The sequence below is a fragment of the Massilia sp. Root418 genome (assembly GCF_001425265.1).
GTDB lineage: Bacteria > Pseudomonadota > Gammaproteobacteria > Burkholderiales > Burkholderiaceae_D > Rugamonas.
Genome location: NZ_LMEC01000026.1, coordinates 447212 through 467579 on the forward strand (window position 1 = coordinate 447212; position 20368 = coordinate 467579).

The 20368-nt window shown below is 67.9% G+C and carries 18 protein-coding genes; 4 read left to right on the forward strand and 14 right to left on the reverse strand.

The features are described from left to right. Window positions 1-11: 11 nt before the first annotated feature. A complete protein-coding gene (locus tag ASC94_RS30535) occupies window positions 12-1850 on the reverse strand; it encodes an IucA/IucC family protein (protein WP_056405066.1) in 1839 nt (612 codons plus the stop codon). 210 nt (window positions 1851-2060) lie between these two features. Between ASC94_RS30535 and ASC94_RS30540 the strand changes: the two genes are divergently transcribed. Next, window positions 2061-4175: a TonB-dependent siderophore receptor gene (locus ASC94_RS30540; RefSeq protein ID WP_056405068.1), complete on the forward strand. Its 2115-nt coding sequence runs from the start codon at window positions 2061-2063 to the stop codon at window positions 4173-4175. A gap of 10 nt (window positions 4176-4185) precedes the next feature. Here ASC94_RS30540 and ASC94_RS30545 read toward each other — a convergent pair whose 3' ends face one another. The 3 genes from ASC94_RS30545 to ASC94_RS32900 are packed head-to-tail and all read right to left on the reverse strand — an operon-like array spanning window position 4186 to window position 6688. Beyond that, window positions 4186-5010: a metallophosphoesterase gene (locus tag ASC94_RS30545; protein WP_056405069.1), complete on the reverse strand. Its 825-nt coding sequence runs from the start codon at window positions 5008-5010 to the stop codon at window positions 4186-4188. An 11-nt stretch (window positions 5011-5021) separates the two neighbouring features. Then, window positions 5022-5933 (reverse strand): diacylglycerol kinase family protein, encoded by a 912-nt coding sequence (locus ASC94_RS32895; protein WP_229417455.1) that lies wholly within the window; start codon window positions 5931-5933, stop codon window positions 5022-5024. A gap of 2 nt (window positions 5934-5935) precedes the next feature. Beyond that, complete coding sequence (locus ASC94_RS32900; RefSeq protein ID WP_229417456.1) at window positions 5936-6688, reverse strand: phosphatase PAP2 family protein; 753 nt, start codon at window positions 6686-6688, stop codon at window positions 5936-5938. A 134-nt stretch (window positions 6689-6822) separates the two neighbouring features. Between ASC94_RS32900 and ASC94_RS30560 the strand changes: the two genes are divergently transcribed. Together ASC94_RS30560 and ASC94_RS30565 are read left to right on the forward strand one after the other, a co-directional pair. Then, window positions 6823-11136: a hypothetical protein gene (locus ASC94_RS30560; protein WP_157201652.1), complete on the forward strand. Its 4314-nt coding sequence runs from the start codon at window positions 6823-6825 to the stop codon at window positions 11134-11136. 123 nt (window positions 11137-11259) lie between these two features. Continuing rightward, on the forward strand, window positions 11260-11484 hold the full coding sequence (locus ASC94_RS30565) for a hypothetical protein (protein WP_056405072.1): 225 nt from the start codon (window positions 11260-11262) through the stop codon (window positions 11482-11484). Here the strand turns inward: ASC94_RS30565 and ASC94_RS30570 are convergent. Beyond that, window positions 11481-12392 (reverse strand): LysR family transcriptional regulator, encoded by a 912-nt coding sequence (locus ASC94_RS30570; protein WP_082616944.1) that lies wholly within the window; start codon window positions 12390-12392, stop codon window positions 11481-11483. The genes ASC94_RS30565 and ASC94_RS30570 overlap by 4 nt on opposite strands. A gap of 103 nt (window positions 12393-12495) precedes the next feature. Here ASC94_RS30570 and ASC94_RS30575 point away from each other — a divergent pair, with 103 nt between their 5' ends. Continuing rightward, window positions 12496-13554, forward strand: a complete 1059-nt coding sequence (locus tag ASC94_RS30575; protein ID WP_056405074.1) for a zinc-binding alcohol dehydrogenase family protein — start codon at window positions 12496-12498, stop codon at window positions 13552-13554. A gap of 6 nt (window positions 13555-13560) precedes the next feature. On the opposite strand, the gene ASC94_RS30580 is transcribed toward ASC94_RS30575, so the two are convergent. The 9 genes from ASC94_RS30580 to ASC94_RS30620 form a co-directional block, all read right to left on the reverse strand. Further along, window positions 13561-14082 carry a hypothetical protein gene (locus tag ASC94_RS30580; protein WP_082616945.1) on the reverse strand — a complete coding sequence of 174 codons (522 nt, stop codon included), beginning with the start codon at window positions 14080-14082 and terminating at the stop codon, window positions 13561-13563. A 113-nt stretch (window positions 14083-14195) separates the two neighbouring features. Next, window positions 14196-14654 (reverse strand): lysozyme, encoded by a 459-nt coding sequence (locus ASC94_RS30585; RefSeq protein WP_056405076.1) that lies wholly within the window; start codon window positions 14652-14654, stop codon window positions 14196-14198. Beyond that, window positions 14651-15127 (reverse strand): hypothetical protein, encoded by a 477-nt coding sequence (locus ASC94_RS30590; RefSeq protein ID WP_056405078.1) that lies wholly within the window; start codon window positions 15125-15127, stop codon window positions 14651-14653. Before ASC94_RS30590 ends, ASC94_RS30585 begins: the two co-directional genes overlap by 4 nt. Next, window positions 15124-15363 (reverse strand): hypothetical protein, encoded by a 240-nt coding sequence (locus ASC94_RS30595; RefSeq protein WP_056405080.1) that lies wholly within the window; start codon window positions 15361-15363, stop codon window positions 15124-15126. Before ASC94_RS30595 ends, ASC94_RS30590 begins: the two co-directional genes overlap by 4 nt. After that, window positions 15363-15725, reverse strand: coding sequence for a hypothetical protein (locus tag ASC94_RS30600; protein ID WP_056405081.1), 363 nt, complete (start codon window positions 15723-15725; stop codon window positions 15363-15365). Before ASC94_RS30600 ends, ASC94_RS30595 begins: the two co-directional genes overlap by 1 nt. Window positions 15726-15750: 25 nt before the next feature. Next, a complete protein-coding gene (locus ASC94_RS30605) occupies window positions 15751-16794 on the reverse strand; it encodes a phage late control D family protein (RefSeq protein ID WP_056405084.1) in 1044 nt (347 codons plus the stop codon). A gap of 9 nt (window positions 16795-16803) precedes the next feature. Next, the gene (locus tag ASC94_RS30610) at window positions 16804-17010 is read right to left on the reverse strand and encodes a tail protein X (RefSeq protein ID WP_056405087.1); all 207 of its coding nucleotides are present in this window, start codon (window positions 17008-17010) and stop codon (window positions 16804-16806) included. Further along, on the reverse strand, window positions 16985-17905 hold the full coding sequence (locus tag ASC94_RS30615) for a phage tail protein (protein WP_056405089.1): 921 nt from the start codon (window positions 17903-17905) through the stop codon (window positions 16985-16987). Before ASC94_RS30615 ends, ASC94_RS30610 begins: the two co-directional genes overlap by 26 nt. An 8-nt stretch (window positions 17906-17913) precedes the next feature. Continuing rightward, window positions 17914-20358 carry a phage tail tape measure protein gene (locus ASC94_RS30620; protein WP_056405091.1) on the reverse strand — a complete coding sequence of 815 codons (2445 nt, stop codon included), beginning with the start codon at window positions 20356-20358 and terminating at the stop codon, window positions 17914-17916. Window positions 20359-20368 lie beyond the last annotated feature (10 nt).

The following is a 20368-nucleotide window of genomic DNA, read 5'->3' on the forward strand; positions in this document are numbered from 1 at the left end:
GGCTGCTGAAACTACCGGCCGGCGCCGCGCAGGAAATTAGGCGCGGCGCCGTCTCCGCCAGCCAGCAGCAGGCGTTTCAGATACAGGCTGTCTTCTTCCAGCAGCAGCCGGCGCGCCAGCGCCACCTGCTCCCCTTCCGCCTCCAGCCGCGCCAGCACACGCTCCACGCAGGCCCGCACGCACCGGTGCAACGCGGACGGCTCCACCTTCAGCGCTTGCGCGTAACGCTCCGCCAGCACCGCGATATTCAGCTGCAGCGTGCCGGCGATGAACGTCCTGGCCAGCGCCAGCTCCTGGTCCACCGCAACGTCCGGATTCCGCAGCTGCGCCACGTGCCCGGCCAGCTGCGGCCAGCGCTGCGCCAGGTGGCCGGTGCGGACGCGGGCGGTGCCGTGGCTCTCCAACAGCAGCCGCAAGCGCTTGCCGCGCTGCTTCAGCACCAGCAGCGTATTCTGCTGGTCTGATTCCAGCGCGACGCCGTAGCGCAGCCACAGCCGAAGATGCAGGCCCAGCGTCAGCTCCAGATACTCGTCGAAGAAGGCCGGCAGGTCGCCGCCGTAGTAGCGCAGCGCCAGCGCCTGCGCCACGATGCCGCCCTCGGGCGTGCCGGCGCCCAGCGCCGCCACCGGCACCACGGCGCAGCCTTTCAGCGCCGCCGCCGGGTAGCGCCGCAGTACGTAGCCGGGGAAGCCCTGCTGCGCGGCGTAGCCGCAAGCCCGCTCACTGGTGAACAGGACGTGTTGCGCGCAGGCCGGCTCGCGCGCGGCGATGTCTGCCAGCAGGCGCTGGATGGCGCAACCGTCGCTGGCGGCGCCCGGCTCCATGGTCCCCAGCGTGCCTGTCGTCAGCGGCAGCTCCAGATGCCAACCCGGCGCCTCCAGCAGCGCCACGGTACGCACCAGCAGCGTGGACGCCACCGTCATCCAGGGCAGCGGCGCCTGGACAGCCTGCGCACCCTGCGCAGGCTGCCCGGCCAGGCCGCACGCTTCAAGCATGGCGTCCAGCCGCGTGCCCCACAAAAACGGATGCACCGGCACCAGCGCATGGCTGTGCGCCAGCTGTGGCGGCAGCCCCACGTCGGCAAAGGTCGGCCAGGCGGCCGGCCACCCCTCGCCCTCCCCATCCGCGCGCGCCGGGCCGCGCGGCAGCGCCAGCCAGCGCAGCTGGAACGGCTGCTGGCTTTCCGGCCCGTAGGCTTCCAGCGCCGCGCGGTCGAAACCTGGCCTGGCGCGCGCCGTGGGGTGCAGCGGATGGTCGTGAAAGGCCGCCACGCGCTGGTAATGCAGCAGCGATGCGCTCCAATCCAGTTCATGCACATCCAGCTTCTGCAGCCGCAACGCGCCGAACCAGCGCTCGCGCACCGCCTCGGCAATGCGGCGGTGCCCGACCGCCGTGCGGCACTCGGCCGCCAAGGACGAGAACGGTTCCTGCGCCGGCGGCGCCAGGCCGCGCGCGAAGCACGCCACGATATCGTCCAGCACCAGCAGCTCGGTGTAGCGCATGCCCTCCTGCCACAGCAGCGGCGCGGCGGTGCTGCGCCATTGCTGCAGGAAGCGCGCCGGCTGCACCGGTATCCACAGCACGCCGCCCTGGAAATGCGGCAGCCGCAGCCATTGCGCGCCGTCCGGCCGGGCCCAGGCGCCGGGGTAGCCGGCCAACTGCGCTGCCCCCGCCAGGGTGGCCTGGCTGACGCAGCCGCGCACGTCCTCGCGCAGCAGCGTGTCCAGCACGCGCTGGCGGATGTAGCTGTCCTCTTCCCGCATATTGACGGCGGCCCTCAGCGCGCGGCTTGCGCCGGCGCGCTTGACGCGGACAGCAGGCGGCGCGGCCGCGAAAATCAAGTCTTGCATCGCGTTCCTCATTGGTGGATGGGTGACTTGCTGGCGGTGGCGCGGGCATGGCTGGCTGTGCGCAGATGATACAGTGAATGAGAATCATTATCAATATTACTTGCAGCCCTTTGCGCGTTGCAATATGCTATCGCCATCAGTTATAAACAGCCAGCAGCCGCCAGCCATGCACGATCCAATTTACTTATTTCAGTACATTCGAGGACCCCTATGGCAATCAAGAAAACCCCGCTGGCGCTGCTGCTGGCACTGACCTTCCCTGCGCTCTCGCAGGCCCAGATCGCCGACGCGGCCGACAGCGTGATGCAGACCGTGACCGTCGTGGGCAGCGCCGACGCCGAGGGCTACAATCCCGCCAAGTCGTCCAGCGCTACCAAGACCGACGCGCCGCTGCGCGACATTCCGCAAACCGTGAACGTGATCCCGCAAGCGCTGCTGCGCGACCAGGGCGTGCGCTCGATCAATGACGCCCTCAAAGCGGTGCCGGGCGTCGGCATGTCGCACGGCGACGGCCAGCGCGACCAGGTGACCATCCGCGGCTTCTCCGCCATCGCCGACCAGTTCATCGACGGCATGCGCGACGACGCCCTCTACTTCCGCGACCTCTCCAACATCGAGCAGCTGGAAGTGGTGAAAGGCCCGGCCGCCGTGCTGTACGGGCGCGGTTCGTCGGGCGGCCTGATCAACCGCGTGACGAAAAAGCCGGGCGTGGACATCAGCGAAGTGTCGCTGCAGGTGGGTAGCTGGGCCCAAAAGCGCGGCGAATTCGACCTGGGCCGCAAGCTGCCCGATACGGGTAACGGCACCGAGGTATCGTTCCGCGTGACCGGCGCGGTGGAGGACGCCGACAGCTACCGCGACCAGCAGTTCCTGGAACGCCAGGCACTGGCGCCGTCGGTGCTGTTCAAGCTGGGCGCCGCCACCACCCTGCTGCTGCAGGCCGAATACCTGCACGACAAGCGCGTCACCGACTTCGGCATCCCTTCCTACCAGGGCCGCGTGGTGGACGTGGCGCCGGGCACCTACTACGGCGCCGCCAACGCGAAGGACAACGACTTCAGCGAGGCGCGCGTGAAAGCGGCCGGCTTCGTGCTGGAACACGCCTTCAGCGGCACGCTCAAGCTGCGCAACGCCTTCCGCTACTACGACTACACGCTGGACCGCAACAACACCCTGGTGGGCTCGGTCAACGAGGCCGCGAAGACCGCCTCGCTCACGCGCGGCAACGTGTACCGCGCCGAGGACGGCTATTTCAACCAGACCGAACTGGTACAGAAGGCTGAACTGGCCGGCATGCAGCACCAGATCCTGTACGGCGTGGAGTTCGGCCGGCAGGACAAGGAAGTGCTGAACCGCTCGCAGACCAATGTGGCCACGGTATCGCTGTTCAATCCCGTGTCGCCAGCCGTGCCCTTCACCGCCGGCGGCGCGCCCACCGCCAACAACCTGTCCAGGTTCGACGTGAGCAGCGGCTACGTGCAGGACCAGGTGACCCTGGCAGCCAACTGGAAGGCGCTGGCCGGCGTGCGCTACGACCGATTCGAGCAGAAGACTACCGAGCGCCGCGTGAACCAGCCCAACCTGGCGCGCACCGACAGCACCTGGAGCCCGCGCGCGGGCCTGGTGTACCAGCCCGACGCCCTGCAGTCCTACTACGCCTCGTTCAGCAAGTCCTACCAGCCGTCCGGCGAGACCTTCGCGCTGGCCGCCAACAATGCGGAAATGGCGCCGGAACAAACGGTGAACAAGGAACTGGGCGCCAAGTTCGACCTGCTGGGCGGCCGCGCCTCGCTGACCGCCGCCGTGTTCCGCCTGCAGCGCGACCATATCAAGGCCACCGATCCGGGCACCAACAAGATCATCCCCATGGGCACCCAGCGCACCGACGGCCTGGAATTGACCTTCGCGGGCGACCTGGGCCAGGGCTGGCAGGCCTGGTCCGGCTACTCCTGGCTGGACGCCACCATGATCGCCTCCATCGCCAAGGATGACGGCCAGTTCGTGCAGGGCAAGCGTGCCACGCTCACGCCGCGCCACAGCGTCAACGTCTGGCTGAGCAAGGCCTTCAACAGCACCTGGGGCGCCGGCGCCGGCCTGAACTACGTCGGCGAGCGCTTCGCCAATCCGGGCAACACGGTTTCGCTGGCCGGCTACACCACGGTGGACGCCATGGCCTACTACCGGGCCAAGGCGGTGGAGGTGCAGCTGAACGTGATGAACCTGCTGGACCGCGGCTACATCGCGGCCGGCCACGGTTCCAGCAAGTTCCTCAGCCTGCCCGGCGCGCCGCGTTCGGCGCAGCTGACCGTGCGCTACAGGTTCTAAGCCAGGCGCGCTACTTCGCGGCGGGACGGGTGGACGCCCACACGTCCCCCTGGCGGCAAAACACCTCGCTGCTGGCCAGCTCGAAGCTGGCCAGCGCTGGCTGCCAGCTGTAGCGCTCCACCGTCAGCCGTCCAGGTTCCACGCGGATGGCGTTGAAGGAGTTTTCCTCGCCGCGCTTGCGGGTGGAGGTGGCAGTGCCAGCCTGCACCACCAGCGCCGCGTAGCCGGGAATCTTGTAGCGGTGCGCGCTGTTGCCCGCGTGGCTGGAATGCAGGTGGCCCGCCAGCAGCAGGTCCACGCCGCAATCGGAAAACGCCGCCATGGCCATGGGCGCGCGGTCCACCAGGTCGTCCTCGTCGAAATTGTCGGGCAGGTCGAAAGGATGGTGGGTCACCACCACGTGCGTCAAGCCGTCGGGCAGCGCATTGAAGCGCTGGCGCAGCCGGTCCACCTGCTCGCGGTTGACGCGGCCGTCCTTGAAGGTCAGCGAGCGCGCAGTGTTCATGCCCAGCACGGCAATTTCATCGTCCACGTACTCCGGCGCCAGGTTGGCGGTCATGTGGCGGCGGTACTTCACCAGCGGCGTGAAAAAGCGCGCCGCGATGTTGTAGAGCGGAATGTCGTGGTTGCCCGGCACCACGATCTGCGGCCCCGGCAAGGTGTCCAGCCAGGCCCGCGCGGCCTTGAACTGGGCGCTGCGGGCACGCTGGGTCAGGTCGCCCGACACCACCACCACATGCGGCTGCAAAGCTTCCACGCGCGCCTTGAGCGGCGCCAGCAGTGCCTCGTCGACGCGGCCGAAATGCAGGTCCGATAAATGCACCAGGGTACGCATGGCTTTCTCCTTTATTTGGGTACCACCACTGTCAATGCGCCTGCGCGCATGCGGTAGGACAGCGGCGCCTGCATGACGGTGACTTCGCCGTCGGTCGCCACGTGGATGCGGGCGTTGCCGTGCTTGAGGCTCTTGCGGGTGCCGATCTCCAGCTCGGTGGCCAGCAGCACGTCGAAGTCGCGCTGCTGCGCCAGGGTGCCGGTGAGCGCGTGCCAGGCCAGGCGCACCAGGCCCAGGCGGCTGGGCCGCTGCGCCACGTACAGGCTCAGCATACCGCTATCGATGCGCTCGCGCGCGCCGATGTTCAAGCCCTGCATCCGGTATTCGTTGTTGCCGATGAAAACAAAGGGCGTGCGCCGCGCGTGCTCTTCGCCGTTTACGCTCAGGCGCACATTCAGGAAGGGATAGCGCCGCAGCGCCGCCAGCGCGGCCCAGGCGAATGCCAGCCACTTGCCCCGGCCCAGGCGGCTCTGCTGCTTCTCGCGGTCGCGCACAATGTCGGGATACAGGCCGAGGCTGGAGTTGTTGAGGAAGATGCGGCCGTTCACCTCGCCCACGTCCACCCGCACGTGGCCGCCGGTGGCAATGGTGGCGATGGCCTGGTCCAGGTCGAGCGGGATGTTCAAGTCCTTGGCGAAGTGGTTCAGGGTACCCAGCGGCAGCACGCCATAGGCCACGTCGGTGCCCGCCAACACCGAGGCCACGGCGTTGATGGTGCCGTCGCCGCCGCCCGCCACCACCAGCCGCGCGCCCGATGCCACGGCCGCCTTCGCGGCGGCAATCATCTGCTCGCCGCTTTGCGCCAGCGTGATGTCGGCCAGGTAGCCATGCACGGCGAACCTGGCCAGCAGCCGCTGCGAAAACTCGCCGCAATAGCCCAGGCCTGCGCCGGCGTTGACAATGACGGGAACCACGGTCGCCACGCTTATCCTTTCCGGGTATCTGCCGGGCCGGGCCGCGCGGCCCGCGAGGCCTGTCTGCGGCGCAAGGTTGAACACCCGGTGATGCACACCGCGAGCCAGCCGCAGCCCTCCACCATGGCCCCCAGCACGTCGCTCGGATAGTGGGCCCCGAGGTAGATGCGGCTGATGCCGGTGAGCGCCACCATCAGCGTGGCGCCCGCCACCACCGCGCAGCGCACGCGCCAGCGCTGCGCCGTCATCACCGCGTAGCTGGCCACCACGCCCCAGAACAGCGTGGCCGCCACCGTGTGGCCGCTGGGAAAGCTGTAAGTGGCCAGCGTGAGCAGGGGTTCCTCGAACACGGGGCGGGCGCGCTGGTAGATGTGCTTGAGGACGACGTTCAGCAGCATGCCGCCCGGCACCGACAAGACCAGCGCCAGCAGCCAGTAGCGTCCGTGCAGCGCGGCGCGGCGCCAGAAGAAGGCTCCCGCCAGCGCCACCAGCAGGCACACGCCTGCCACGCTGTGCAGATGGGTGAACAGCCACATGATGCTGGTGTACGGTTCCTGACCGTTCACGTGCATCCAGGTCGATACGTGCTGGTCGAACGCCGCCACGCCGTCGTTCTCGGCAACGTCCTCGGCCACCTCGCCGAAGGCTGCAACGGCCGCCATCATCAGTGCCGCGCCGGCGGTCAGGTGCAGTCCGAATTCGCCACCGGGGGTCAGGCGTGCTTCGACGAAGCGCACCACGGCGGCTGGTATCAGTCGGGTCAAAATATCGGTTTCTCCTCGTGTTCCCCCGCATCTTATCGCGAACGCGCCGCAGCGCGCATTCAGCAGTGCGCTGCCCTATCATTCCATTCCACAATGCAATTACAATAATCGCTCCGCGACTTCCGCCCCGCTCCATGCCAACCCCGAATACCGGCCCGGTTTCCGCACCTGCCGCACTGCCCGCCTTGCACGGCGACCCCGCCCGGCAGGCCATCGCTTCCCTGAGGGGCTATGTCTACCAGCTGTACGCAAGCTGCCTGGCCTGGCTGGAGCTGCCACCCAACGCCGAGCTGCACCTGGAAGTGGCGGAGGACTACGCGGTGGCCCTGTCCGGCGCAGTGACGGCGTGCCAGATCAAGGACGTGACCGACAGCACCGTCACCATCAACACGGGCGATGTGCGTGACGCCATCGACAACTACTTCTACCTGGTCAAGCACAACCCGGGACGCACGGTGCGCATGCGCTTCATGACCACGGCAGTGGTGACGAAGGAAAAAGACCCCAGCCACCGCATCTGCGGCCAGGCCACGCTGGCGTTCTGGACCGAGGCGGCCGCCGCAGCGCAGCCCGATCAGGCCAAGCTGGCCACGCTGCACGCATTGCTGGTCAACCTGCCACTGAAAGCGGACACGCAGGCAGGCCTGAACGCCATCACGCCGCAGCGGCTGCCGCAGGCACTGCTGCGCAACATCAGCTGGGACTGCGGCCAGCCGGACCTGGGCAACATCGAGCGCGACGCCATCGAGCGGCTGGCCGCGCTGGGCAACGCCAACGGCCAGTGGCTGCCGGCGGACGCGCCACGCCTGTTCACCGTCATGATATGGGAGGTGATCCGGACCGTGCTGCAGACGGCCGCAGGCAAACGCGTGCTGCGGCAAGCCCAGCTGCAACTGCTACTGTCCCAGGCCAGCAGCACCCCGGTGCCCACCCACCAGCTGCGCGCCCAGCTGCTGGAATTGATTTCGCTGCGGCAAGCACGGGTCAGCGAGACCAGGGAGTTGGCGGCCCTGTCGGACAGCCTTGCCGCTGAAATCGGCGTCGCCGGCAGTGGCAGCGCGCACCAGGAGCTGCGGCTGGAAGACGGCCTGTTCGTGCCGCGCAAGCAGGGCCGGCTTATCCAGCAACGCATCGACGCGCTGCTGGCCGGCGACGGGGAAGCGCCACGGCTGCTGGTCCTGAGCGGCGAAGCGGGCCACGGCAAGACGTCGCTGCAATGGTGGCTGCACAGCCACTACCGGCAGCGCAGCGATGTCCGCGCCTTGCTGCTCAGGGCCTCCTGGCTGCGCGACGCCGGTTCATCGGTCAGCGTGGCAGGCGACCGCCTGTGGCGCGCCTGCGCGCTGGCGCAGGAAGAAGGCCGCGTGCCGCTCATCCTGATCGACACCGCCGACCTGCTGCTGCGCAAGGAGGACGGCGCCATCCTGCTGAACAGCAAGCTGGCCTTGCTGAGCGATACCGGCGCCATCGTGGTGCTGAGTACCCGGCCGCAGGAAGCGGGCCGCATCGATGCGGTCCAGTGCCCGCATGCCGCCTTCATCCTGGGCGCTTACGACGACGAGGAACTCGACTGCGCCCTGGCGGTGTACGGGAAGCACTACGGCGCCGCGCTCAACAAGGCCAGGCACGATATCGCCTTGCGCAGGCCGATCAGGGACGTGTGTTCGGTGCCGCTGACGCTGCGCATGCTGTTTGAAATCTATGCGCCCGACGCCATTCCCGATGAGATCGACATGGCCAGCCTGTACCAGGATTACTGGCGCTACCGCGTCAGCTCGGACCGCCGCTCGGTGCGGGCAGACGACATCGACGCGGCGGCGTCCGGCGCCGATCTGTCCGACGCCGCACACCGCATTGCCGCGCTCATGCTCTGTCGCGGCACGCTGGAACTGGACGCCAGGCAGGTGGAGGACGAGCTGGACAGGTGGCAGCTCCCCCGGCAATCGGCGCAGTCGCTGCGCCACCGAGGCCTGCTGCATGTAGGCCACGACGGCAGCGTCAGCTTCTTCCACCAGACCTTTTTCGAGCACGCTGCCGCCCGCGCCTTGCTGCGGCTGCTCCCCGATGATGCCGTCGGCCTGATGCAACAGCGTTGCGCAGCGCGCCAGGACGACCTGTTTCTCAAGCCCATACTGCTGCAGACGCTGCGGCTTGCGCTGGCCGGCGGCGCCCGGCCGCCACAGCGCGCCAGCGCGCGCAACTGCTGGCGCACCCTGCTGGACAGCGATGACATGGCCGACCAGGGCATTGCCCTGCGCGTCTACTGCGAGCTGAAACAGTGCGACTCGTCCGACAGTACCGTCGTGCTCGACTATTTCTCCCGGAAACAGACCGCCGAAGTCATGCGGGTCGAATTCCTGCGCTACGCGGCCAATATGCCGGCCAGCCGCCACGCGGAATTGTGGCGGCTGCTCGAACGCTTCTGGCTGTCGGGCACATTGCGCGTCCGCAAGCACCTGATGCGCCTGCTGGCCGCGCTGGCCACGCCGTTCCCGGCAGCCGTGCTGGATTTCGTCACGCAGCACAACATCAAGACCTATGCGTTCAGCAAGCACACGCGCAGCGACGAGTTCCCCAACTGGTTCCTCGACGTGCTGGCCACCATCTGGCTGCAGGCCGGCGCGCAGCAGCAAGCCGCCGCCCTGTTGATGAAGGACTGCCTGGACGCGGCGCTGGGCAAGCGAACCAGGCTGGTGAGTGCCGACCTGATCTTCGCCTCGGTGGCGAAAGGCACGCCGCAAGCGATCGCCGGCTTCATCGCGCTCACGCAAGCCGGACGCCCCCGCTGGAAACTCGCCATCAGCGGTTCGCGGCCCCTGCCGACAGCGGCCGCCTACGGCGCGCTGTGGGCCGGCCAGTGGCGCCTGCAAGCGCGCACGATTGAAGAACTGCTGGCCCCGCTGCCGAGCGCCGAGGTGGAATGCAAGCTGCACTTGCTGGCGCTGCGGGATTGGCTGTTCGGCAGTCCGGAGACCGCCCCGGCGCAGTCGCCAGGCACGCTGAAGCGCCTGATGTCGTGGCTGGACTCCTTGGCCGATGAAGACCTGAAAGTACGTTGCGTGCAGCTGGTGGTCGGACCATTGCTGGCCCACTGGCGAAGCGTCCCGGGCACGGCCGGCGCACCGGACGATGAACTTGCCGCCATCCTGCGGCAACGGCTCGGCACGGCGCTTGCCGCCTGGCGCACCGGCGGCAGGAAAGGCGAACTGGCAGTGGCCTGCTGGATGCTCAGGCACGCGGACCTGGCTCCCGCCGAGCTGGACTCAGTGCTTGCCGCGCAAGACATCAGCACGGCCGAGTGGCGCAGCCCGGAACTGATGTCCTTCCTGCTGAGGGCCAGTCAGGCCGATATTGCCGAAGCCGGCAACTGCTACCGGCAACTGCTGGCGGAAGAGCCTGTTAGCCAAGTGTTCATCAACTCCATGCTGCTTCAGATGTCGATGGTGCTGGAGGCCAGGCCGGGCAGCGAGATACCCGACCTCCCTCAGTTCCTGGACCTGATCGTGCTCGCGGGCGACAGCAGCAAGCTGCTGCGCGCAGCCGATGCCTTGCGCCAGGCGATGGCGCGGGACGACCGCTTGCAGGCGACAATAGAAAAGACGGTGTGGAAACTGCTGCGTAGCCAGTCCGGCACAGCGCGCCGCAGTGCGGTCCAGGCGCTGCCGATGCTGGTCCGGGAAGGCCTGTGCGGCCTGCCTGCCGCGCCGGACGCACTGGACTTGCTGGCCCGCGAGCCGGTGCCGGACAACCATGCGCACCTGGCGCGCTGGATATGCCGTGAAGCAAACCTCAGCCAGGCCCAGGCGGTGAGCCTGGCCGAAGGGCTGCTGGCGCGCGGCAGGCTGCTCGGCAAATCGGACGTTTTCCTGAAGGAAGCCTACCTGGAATCGTGCGCGGCGCTGCTGCGGCGCGGCCTGCTGCCCGTGGCTATGCCCCTGCAGGCCGTGACGACCGGGCCAGGGACCGCGCCGATGGACGTGGCGGATGCCATGCTGCAGTTCTGCCTGGCCGAGCCGGTGCGGGCGAATTTCCTCAAACTGTATGCCTGGCCCCTGTCGGCATGCGCCCTTGCCGACCCGGCGCGCGCCGCCCATTTACTGTCCACCCTGCTTTCATCGCAGCAGGCCAATGCCTTGGGCGCGAGCGCGCAGAACCACCTGGCGCGGCACCTCTGGCGTGCCAGCCACGAGGTATTTGCCCGCGCCGCACTGGCGCAATGCCGCGCGCTGCTGGCCCTGGCGTCGGCCATCAAGCCCCGGCTGGCGCGCGCGCTGGTGGATGCAGCGCTGGCGGTCCGCTTCGGCGAGTTGCAGCAGGAGCTGGAGCGGCTGCGCAATGACATGGCGCTGGGCCCCGACCTGCGCCGCCTGATCGGCGTCTACATGCATCACCGCGTACGGCCCGGCGGCAGCGATGAATGGGAAGCACTGGAGGACAAGCTGGGCTGACTGCACAAAAATACAACAGTTGTTTGATTTGCCTGTTTTTTCATACAGTACTGTGTTTTTCAACAGTAGTTGTGATACAGTGGCTTCACTCGATCAACATTCAACTGACCCAAAGGAAGAATCATGACTACATTGAACAGCGGTTTCGGCTCCCGTTTCGGCCTGGAATATGCCCCGATGTCTTTCCTGGTGCGCTTCGGCAAACGCGAAATCCTCGTCTGCCGCGACTTCCGCAAACGCTTCTACGCCGTTAACCCCATCCTGGAATGCGATACCGGCGTGCAAGCCGGCCATCTGGAAATCCTGGTGCTGCGCCGCTGGCTGCTGATTCTGTCCAAGGCGCACTAAAACAGCTGCTCGTACTGGGCGCGCAGGAAGTCGCGCAGCTGCAGCACCGTCGGCGTCACTTGCGAGCGGTGCATGCAGACCAGGTTCAGCGGCGTGGGTTCGCCCACGATGTCGGGCAACAGCACTTGCAGCCTGCCGCTGCGCAAGTCCTCCGACAAGTCCATCTTCGATTTATACGCAATGCCCAGGCCGGCCACGGCCCAGCGCCGCACCAGGTCGGCGTCGTCAGCGCAGCGGTTGCCGCGCACGGCCAGCGTTACCGGCTTTTTGCTGCCGGGCGGATGAAAAGTCCAGTTGTTGTGGATGACATCGTCTAGCGCGTAGCAGAGGCAGTTGTGGCGCGTCAGGTCATCCAGCGCGGCCAGGCGGCCATGCTTGCGGATATAGTCCGGCGACGCCACCAGCACGCGCCGGTTGTCCGGCGCAATCGGCATCGCGATCAGGCTTGAGTCCTCCTGTTTGCCGTAGCGGATGGCGATGTCCACCGGCTGGCGGTACATATCGGCCTGCCTGTCGCTCACGCTGATCTGGTAATGCACGCCCGGGTACTGGGCCTGGAACTTGTCCAGCCAGTACAGCAGGATGTTGCGGCCCAGGTCGGACGGCATGGCAATTTTCAAGGTGCCGCCGGGAATCTCCTTGGCTTGCATCAGCGTATCGTGACCCTCTTTCAGCAGCCGCAGCGCCTCGCGCGCGTGCACCAGGTAGCGCTCGCCTTCGTCCGTCAGGCGCAGCGAGCGCGTGGTGCGCGCGAACAGCCGCAGCCCCAGCTCCCCCTCCAGCCGCTTCAGGCCGGCACTGGCCAGCGCCGGCGAAATCTCCAGGCTGCGCGCGGCGGCGGACAGGCTGCCCTCGTCGGCGGTCCGCACGAACAACGTCAAATCATCGAGCCGCAGCACTATCTTCATTCCTTTGAAAGTGTTTCGCTAAAAGCGCTCTTTTTCGCGCCTGCGAAATAAGTGATGATACTCGCATCACACAAACCCATGCACAACCCATCAGGAGTTCCCCATGAAAGCAGTTGCTTACCGCGCCTCCCACCCCATCGACCACGCCGATGCGCTGATCGACGTCGAACTGCCCGAGCCGAGAGCGGCGGGGCGCGACTTGCTGGTGGAAGTGAAGGCGGTGTCCGTCAACCCGGTCGATACCAAGATCCGCAAGAACGTTGCGCCGGCGGACGGCGAATTGAAAGTGATCGGCTGGGACGCCGCCGGCATCGTGAAAGCAGTCGGCCCGGACGTGAGCCTGTTCAAGGTGGGCGATGAAGTCTGGTACGCCGGCTCGCTGACCCGCCCCGGCACCAACAGCGAACTGCACCTGGTGGACGAGCGCATCGTGGGCTACAAGCCGAAGAACCTCGATTTCGGCAAGGCCGCCGCCCTGCCGCTGACCGCCATCACGGCATGGGAACTGCTGTTCGAGCGCCTGGGGGTCAGCCGCGGCGGGAACGGCAGCAACAGCGCGGGCGGCAAATCGCTGCTGGTGATCGGCGCGGCGGGCGGCGTCGGCTCCATCCTGGTGCAGCTGGCGCGCCAGCTGACCGGGCTGACCATTATCGCCACCGCTTCGCGCCCGGATACGGCGGACTGGGTGACGCAGCTGGGTGCGCATCATGTGATCGACCACAGCAAGCCGCTGGACGAGGAAATCAAGCGCCTCGGCCTGCCGCCGGTGAATTACGTGGCCGCGCTGAACCAGACCGACAAGCACTTTGCCGCCATCGCCGAGCTGATCGCGCCGCAAGGCAAGCTGGGGCTGATCGACGATCCGGGCCAGCTGGATGTGAGCAAGCTCAAGCGCAAGAGCGTGTCGCTGAACTGGGAATTCATGTTCACCCGCTCGATGTTTGAAACGGACGACATGGCGCAGCAGCACGCGCTGTTGAACGATGTCGCTCAACTGGTGGACAGTGGCGTGCTGAAGACCACGCTGGGCGAGCGCTACGGCAGCATCAACGCCGCTAACCTGAAGCGCGCCCATGCGCTGATCGAGAGCAACCGCGCCAAGGGCAAGATCGTGCTGGAAGGGTTTGGATGCACGGCGGGTTACGCGCGCCCTGCGCGCTAACCCGCCCTACGAAGACAATGGCTGAGGCGGCTCCTGCATCTGCCGCAGCAGCGCCAGCGCCGCCGCGTCATGCTCGGCCAGCAGCTGCTGCAGCTGCGACGCCGATTCATAGGACTCCGACAACAGCTTGACCAGCCGCTCCTGCAGGCGCGAAAGCCGGCGCGAGCTGTAGCCCACATTGCCGAACAGCCGCGTCACGTCGATGCAGATTTCGCGCAAGTCCCAAAGGGTGCGCTTGGTGCACTCGATATCGTCGCGCATGGCCTGGCGCACGTCCATCAGTTCCGTCTTCGCCTCCTCCTTGGCGCACAGCTCCTGCACCGTGGCCAGCCACGCGCGGATGCGCACGGCGATGCGCTCGATGCGCGCCATCTTGGCCTGCATGGTGTAGCAGTACTGCAGCGCCAGCAGCCAGTACGGCAGGCGCGCCAGCACCATCGGCAGCCCTGCCACCCGCAGGCGCTGTTCCATCTTCTTGATTTTCGACAGCATCATCCAGATGCCGTTGTTCACCGGGTGCGGACGCATGATGGGGCCTCCGATAGCGGCGGCGCACCATGCACCGGCCAGTCAAGCCAGTATAGCCAGCGCGCTCCAGTCCGGCGTACCGCGCGGTTTGATCCAGCGCAAAGCCGAGCCACCTAAACAGGCATAAGGAACAGGGTCCGCTCCGCCTCGCGCCGCCGCGCCAGCCCGGCCACGCGGCGCCCGCCAGCCTTGTCCCACAACAAAAAGCTCTCGGCCGCGCCGGCCAGGTCCTGCGCCATGGTCTTGCGGCACACGGAACTCGCGCCGAATGCCCCCAGCCCGATGTTATAGGCCAGAGAGACGCAGGCGGCGGCGCGCTGCGGCGGCTCCAGGTGCAGCGCCGGGCAGCGTTTGAACACGCCGAGCAGGAACTGCGCCACGCGCCGCTCCAGCTCGGCGTCCGCCTGCCGCTGGCTCCAGACCATGCCCTCGGCCACGCCCAGCGTCTCGCCCCAGCCTATGGTCCACACGCCCACCAGGTCCCGGTAGGCGCGCAGGCGGCAGCCTTCGAAGCGGCGGATCAGGTCCAGCGCCAGCGGCAAGGCGCCGCTCTCCTCCAGCGCCGCCGTCACTTGCCGCGCTCGCGGAGCGCGCGGCCGACGAACCAGAACGCCAGGATGCCTGACAGGATGGCGCGGTCCTCGGCGTCGTAGATTTTCAGGATCGCCTCCCAGCCGCCGATATCGGCCTGGCGCGCCACCATGAACATGGCCAGCTTGGCCAGGCCGTACATCAGCAGCACATAATAGGTGGCCACCGGCCGCACCAGCACGTTGAGCGCGTCTGCCCAGGGGACGCCGCTCAGCTGCATCTGTCCCTGCAACGCCGACTTTTGCGCGTCCAGCAGCGCCAGCGTTTCGTCGACGCCGCCCTGGAACTCGGCCAGCGCCTGGCGGCTGGCCGCGCGTGTCTGCTCCAGCTGGAACTGGCGGTCCAGCATGGCCAGTTCATGCGCGTTGTCGCTGCGCTTGTTGAGAAAGCCGAACAGCTCAGGCAGCAGCCGCAGCAGGCCGCCGCCCAGCATGGACAACAGGGAAATAATCATGAACGTTCTCCTTGCAAATACCAGGCCAGCCAGGCCAGCAGCAGCGCGTCGCCGTAGCTGGGCGAGGCGATGCGGCCGAACAGCGGCGCCAGCACGATGTCGAGCGCGCCCGTGGTCAGCAGCAGCCAGCCCAGGCGCGCGGGCAACTCCGTGTGGCGGCCCATGTGGTTGATGGTGTGGAACAGCCCGTGGCACAGGATGGCCAGGGCTGCGATGAGATAGATAGCCGGCAGCATTACGGCCCTCCAACAAAAGAGCGCAGCCGTTTCAGGCCGGCAGGGATCACCACCTGCGCGGCGATGCCCAGGCCGGCGCCGCCGGCCAGGCGCATGAAATCGCCCACGCTGTGCAGCCAGGGAAAGTAATGCAGCGCCGCCGCCGCGATCACCGGGGCGAAGAAGCCCGCCAGCAAGGCCGAGCCGGCCACGGTGCTGGCGATCTTCAGCGCCGACATCGGCGGCAGGTAGGACAGCGACACCAGGCCGCCGAAGAAGCCGGCCAGGAGCGCGTCATACTGCACGCCGAACACCGAGCCGCTCAGCGTGATGGTGCCGGCGGCGATGGCTATCGACGCAGTCGAACTTGCGGGTTCCGCCATGGGGTTCCTTTCGTAATGAGTTGATCTAGGCCGGCGCCACCAGCGCCTTGCCGCCCTTTTTGCCGGGGCCGTGGCCGACCCCGGCCTTGCCGCCGTTGGCGCCGTTGATGGACAGCGTCATCTGCCAGCCGTTTTTACCGAAGCTGTGCGCCACGCGCTCCACCAGGTAGCTTCCGTCCACGCCGTGCTTGAAGCCCTGCAGGACCAGCTCCCGCTCGGCGCCGATGTCCGCACGGCCCGCCAGCGTCAGCGTGCCCTTGGCCGTGCTGCGGTTCAGCGCTTCCAGCCCGGCCGCGGCGGCCGCCCTGGCCGCCGGCAAGCTGGCGTGCACGCGGCGGTCCGTGTGCACCGCCCCGCCGCCCGGCACCTTGCTGCCGTTGGCCGCTTCCACGAGGGTCTGCTTGCCGGTCTTCGGGTCGTGCGCGATGGCCTTGACCGCGTCCACGCTGGCCCGGTCGGCATAGGTGAACTGGTACTGGATCAACATGTAGGGCGCCAGCGTGACGGCCGGCAGGGCCTGGCCGCTGGCGCGCTTGCCGCCGCCGCGCGGCATCACCAGCAGCTTGCCGTCCTTCACCGCCGCCGTGGCGCCGTGGTCCAGCGCCAGGCGCGTGATGAAGTGCAGGTCGCTTTCGTTGAGCTGGTCGGCGCGCGCAATGGAGGCCGTCACCTGGCACACCGCCTGCCAGCCGTGCCGCCCCGCCACCTGCGCCACGATGGCGGCCAGCGTGGTGTTCTCGTAGGCCTGACAGCGCTGGCTCTTGGCCCCTTGGCGCATGTCCACGCCTTTGCCGTGGATCTTCATGGTCATGGGCGAACTGTCCAGCACCACCTCGTCGATGCGGTAAGTGCCGAGGTAAGCCAGGCCGCTGCCGGCCCAGCCCAGCGACACCGTCAGCGTGGCGCCGCGCGGCGGGATCGCCACCTTGCCGTCGCGGTCGTCGACGTGGATGTCGCAGGTGTCGCTGGCCAGGCCGGTGCAGTCGGTCAGCTCGATGCTGATCAGGCGGTCTTGCAGCAGCGGGGTGATGTCGGTGCCGTTGGCCACCACTTGGAATTCAGCTTGCATGGCGCCTCCTTACGACCACAGTTGCACCACGTCCTTGCGCGGCGCAGGCAGCTCCGGCAGGCGTATCAGCACGCCGGCCGCGTAGGGCTGCGGCCGCGCCGCCAGGCCGGGGTTGGCCGCGTATACCGCTTCCACTGTGCCGGCCACGGTGCCGTAGTGCGCATGGCACAGGGTGTCCAGCAGGTCGCCGTCACACGTTCTTATAGTCATCGCCATAGCGTTTGAACTCCAGGTTGAAGGTTTGCTTGCGCGGCAGGCCGTCCATGCGCAGCCCGCTCTGGTCTTCGGCTATCGCCACCAGATACCAGCGGCCCAGCACTTCGCCGTAGCCGGTGGTCAGGCGCAACGGCTTCAGTGCCACGCCGATGGCGCGCAGCTGGTTGAGCTGCGTGCGGTCCGACTCGACAGGGCCGGTCCCGCCGGTCTTCTGCGGCTTGTCGCGTTCCACGTAGACCGCGCCGGCCAGCGTCAGCGTCTCGCCGCCCTGCGTCATGGCCTGCATAGCGTCGGGCCGTCCGAGGCGCGTTACCGCATCGATGCCGAAAGTGCTCTGGCGCCGCAGGCTGTCGAAGGCGGCGGAAGACAGCCCGAAGTGGTAGCTTGCGCCCTCGTCCGAGTTCAGTATCAGCAGATGGTTCATCGCCACTGCGGCCGGCGCTGCAGCCACGGCGGCGGCGCCCGGCGCCTTCAGCGCCAGCGAGGATACCGCGTCCAGCGCAGCCGTCGGCTTGCCCACGCCGCCCAGCGCCGCGAGCTTCTGTTGCAAGCAGCCCACCGCGCCTTCCAGCTTGAGCGCCGCGCCTTTCACCGCCGCGATCTTGCTGTCCACCAGCTTGCCCGCCGCCGCCTGCATCACGCCGACACTGCGCTGGATCACCTCCCCATCCAGCAGCGGCACCACGCGGTTCAGCAGCGCGGCGGACGAGGTCACCAGCTTGGTCGCCTCATCCACGTGGCCGACTGCCATGTCGGCCAGCTTGCTGATGCGGCCAGCCTGCTTCTGATATTGCTGGTCCAGCTTCTTCGTCACCTGCGCTTCCGCCTTCGCGGCACGCTCGGTGGCGCGCGCCACTTCGCTCGTGGCCTTGCTGATTAATTCCTTGATACTCATATGGCCCTCTAGAACGTAGGTACATCGAACAGACTGCCGCGCTGGCGCTGCGCCTGGAACTGGCCCATCAAGCGCTGCAGATGCGGCAGCAGCTGCTCGGCGATTCGGCGCGGATCCTTGGCGTCGCCCTGTACGGTGACGGAAATGGTGGGACTGAAGTGGACATTGGACGGCGCTGCCGCCACCGAAGGCGGCCTTGCCTGGGCTGCGCCGCCCGCAGATGCCGCGCTGCCCGCCGCACCACCGGCCGCAAGCGCCTGCGCCTGCACCAATGCGCCGTGCGGCTGTGCTGGCGCTCCTGCGGCAGGCGGCACCGGCAGCGCATCCGGCCTGGTCGCCGACCGCATGCCGGCGTAAAGCAGCGCGCCGGCGCCAGCCATCGCAATGCCCGCCGTGGCCGATACCGCAAGGCTGCGCCCTCCCAGGCGGGGTGCGCCGGATGCGCGGGCGGCCGCCGCCTCGCCTGCCTGGTTGCCGGCGCCGTTGCGTGCGTCACTGCCATCTGCCTTGCGCTTGCGGCGTGCGGCCCAGGCATTGCCCAGCGCATCGATGCCTTCCGCACCAAGGGCCGCGCCGATGCCGCCGCCGATCAAGCCACCCACCGCTGCGCCAATCGGGCCGCCAAAGGCGCCGATCAGCGCGCCCGCCTGCGCGCCGGCCGCTCCGCCAGCCAGGCTGCCGCCAACCTTGCCCAGGCCGCGTGCCTTGTCCCCGGCCGTGCCGGGGCCGCGCAACACCTCGTAAGCCTCATAGGCTGCCCCCAGGCTGCCCAGCGAGCGCCGGCCGAGGCGCCCCAGCAGCTTTGGCGCCAGCTTCAGCCTGTCCAGCATGCCCGCCCGCCCGCGAGCCGGCACCGGCGCTCCCGCTGCGCCGCCAGCCGCCTGGCTGCCTGCGCCGGCCGCAGGTCGGCCCCCGGTTCCAGCGGCCGCGCTGCTTCCGGCGCTGCCGCCGTTCCCGCCGGTCCCGCCACTGCGGCCGCCGCCGATGCCGCCGCCCAGCCCTGCCCGGGCCGCGCCAGCGCTGGCCTGCCTGTTCTTCCTGCCCTTCCTCTTCGATCCACCACGCTCCGCATCGCCGGCGGCGCTGCCCGCGCTCATCGTCTCGCCGGGCCAGTTCACGACAAATACCTTCTGCGCACCGCCCGCCGCCGGCTCAGTCCCACCAGCGGCCGCTGCCGCTGCCGCCTCGGCAGCGTTCCTTGGCACTTTCAGCCGCCCCAGCACCGTCCCGATGCCGAATTCGCCTGCGCCGCGCAGCATGCCGAATCCGGCCTTTGCCACCCTGAACGCGCTGATCGCCCCCACTATGCCGACGATGCCCGCCACCGCAGCCGGCGACGACCTGGCAAAACCGCCCGCCGCATCCGTCAGCGCAGTCAGGCCCTTCGCAGCCATGTCGCTGTACGGCTGGATCGCATCGCCAATGCTGCGCTTGGCCTCGTTGACGGAGCGGTCCAGGTCCGCCCAAAGCTCTTTCGACTGGCCGCGTTTGTCCTGCTGATCGTTGCCTAACCGGCCCGCATCGGGCTTGACCTCCTGGCCGGGCAGTTTGTTCAGGTAATTCCGCGCCAGCACCCCATCGGGAACAGGCGGATACTCCCCCGACGCCTTCGTTGCGCGCGCGCCCAGCTTGGCCAGCACCTCCTTCGCGCCCTTGGCCGCGTCATCCGACGTGGCCGCAGTCTTAGCCTGCTCATTCAGCAGGGCGACCGACTTCAGCACCGCTTCCTGCCCGGTGATGCCCAGCTTCTTCATTTCCATCAGCAGCGCAGGCAGGTGCTTCGCCAGCTCTTCCGCGCCGAACTCCCCGCCGCTCAGCTGGGCCACCGATGTCAGCGCCGCCCGCATGGCGGCCTGCGTGATGGCACCGTCTTTTGCGCCCGAGGTCTTGCGCAGCGCGTTCATCAACGCCGCCGTATCGCCGGCGGACACGCCCTGGCCCACCGAGAAGATGGACAGCAACCTGGCCTCATCCAGGATGCCCGCGCCTTGCGCGCCACCGGACGCCAGCTTGCCGGCCGCCCTGGCCAGTTCGTCGCGGTCGATGCCGTTGGCGCGCGCGGCGGCGGCCAGTTGATCGCCGAACGCCTTCTTTTCGGCGGCAGTCTGCTTGCCCACCAGCGGCCCCACGTCGTTGACGATGGCCTGGTAGTCCGCCGAAATCTTCACCGGTTCGGAAAGCGCTTTCCACAGCGTGGCCATGTCGCCCACGGCAGCCTTGCCCTGCTCCAGGCTCTTGCCCATGCGCTCGAAGCCATCCGCCTTCCATTGCAAGCCTTTCGACGCGAGACTGAGCCTGAGCGGACTGCGGCTCAGCTGCTCTTCCTGTTTGGCCAGCGCCTCCGCCTGGCGCCGCAGCCGCGCCACCTGCCCTTCCACGTCTGCAAAAGCGCGCCCCAGCGTGGGGTCGATCACGGCTTTGAACAGCACATTCAATTCCACTTTATCGGCCATCTTCTACTGC

What these genes read in the sequence shown, in the direction of transcription:
- ASC94_RS30610 (WP_056405087.1), bottom strand. Translation starts at nt 17,010, where the DNA reads ATGGCGATGACTATAAGAACGTGTGACGGCGACCTGCTGGACACCCTG.
- ASC94_RS30620 (WP_056405091.1), bottom strand. Translation starts at nt 20,358, where the DNA reads ATGGCCGATAAAGTGGAATTGAATGTGCTGTTCAAAGCCGTGATCGAC.
- ASC94_RS30575 (WP_056405074.1), top strand. Translation starts at nt 12,496, where the DNA reads ATGAAAGCAGTTGCTTACCGCGCCTCCCACCCCATCGACCACGCCGAT.
- ASC94_RS30580 (WP_082616945.1), bottom strand. Translation starts at nt 14,082, where the DNA reads ATGCGTCCGCACCCGGTGAACAACGGCATCTGGATGATGCTGTCGAAA.
- ASC94_RS30565 (WP_056405072.1), top strand. Translation starts at nt 11,260, where the DNA reads ATGACTACATTGAACAGCGGTTTCGGCTCCCGTTTCGGCCTGGAATAT.
- ASC94_RS30570 (WP_082616944.1), bottom strand. Translation starts at nt 12,392, where the DNA reads ATGAAGATAGTGCTGCGGCTCGATGATTTGACGTTGTTCGTGCGGACC.
- ASC94_RS30535 (WP_056405066.1), bottom strand. Translation starts at nt 1,850, where the DNA reads ATGCAAGACTTGATTTTCGCGGCCGCGCCGCCTGCTGTCCGCGTCAAG.
- ASC94_RS30540 (WP_056405068.1), top strand. Translation starts at nt 2,061, where the DNA reads ATGGCAATCAAGAAAACCCCGCTGGCGCTGCTGCTGGCACTGACCTTC.
- ASC94_RS30545 (WP_056405069.1), bottom strand. Translation starts at nt 5,010, where the DNA reads ATGCGTACCCTGGTGCATTTATCGGACCTGCATTTCGGCCGCGTCGAC.
- ASC94_RS30560 (WP_157201652.1), top strand. Translation starts at nt 6,823, where the DNA reads ATGCCAACCCCGAATACCGGCCCGGTTTCCGCACCTGCCGCACTGCCC.
- ASC94_RS30615 (WP_056405089.1), bottom strand. Translation starts at nt 17,905, where the DNA reads ATGAGTATCAAGGAATTAATCAGCAAGGCCACGAGCGAAGTGGCGCGC.
- ASC94_RS30590 (WP_056405078.1), bottom strand. Translation starts at nt 15,127, where the DNA reads ATGATTATTTCCCTGTTGTCCATGCTGGGCGGCGGCCTGCTGCGGCTG.
- ASC94_RS30595 (WP_056405080.1), bottom strand. Translation starts at nt 15,363, where the DNA reads ATGCTGCCGGCTATCTATCTCATCGCAGCCCTGGCCATCCTGTGCCAC.
- ASC94_RS30605 (WP_056405084.1), bottom strand. Translation starts at nt 16,794, where the DNA reads ATGCAAGCTGAATTCCAAGTGGTGGCCAACGGCACCGACATCACCCCG.
- ASC94_RS30600 (WP_056405081.1), bottom strand. Translation starts at nt 15,725, where the DNA reads ATGGCGGAACCCGCAAGTTCGACTGCGTCGATAGCCATCGCCGCCGGC.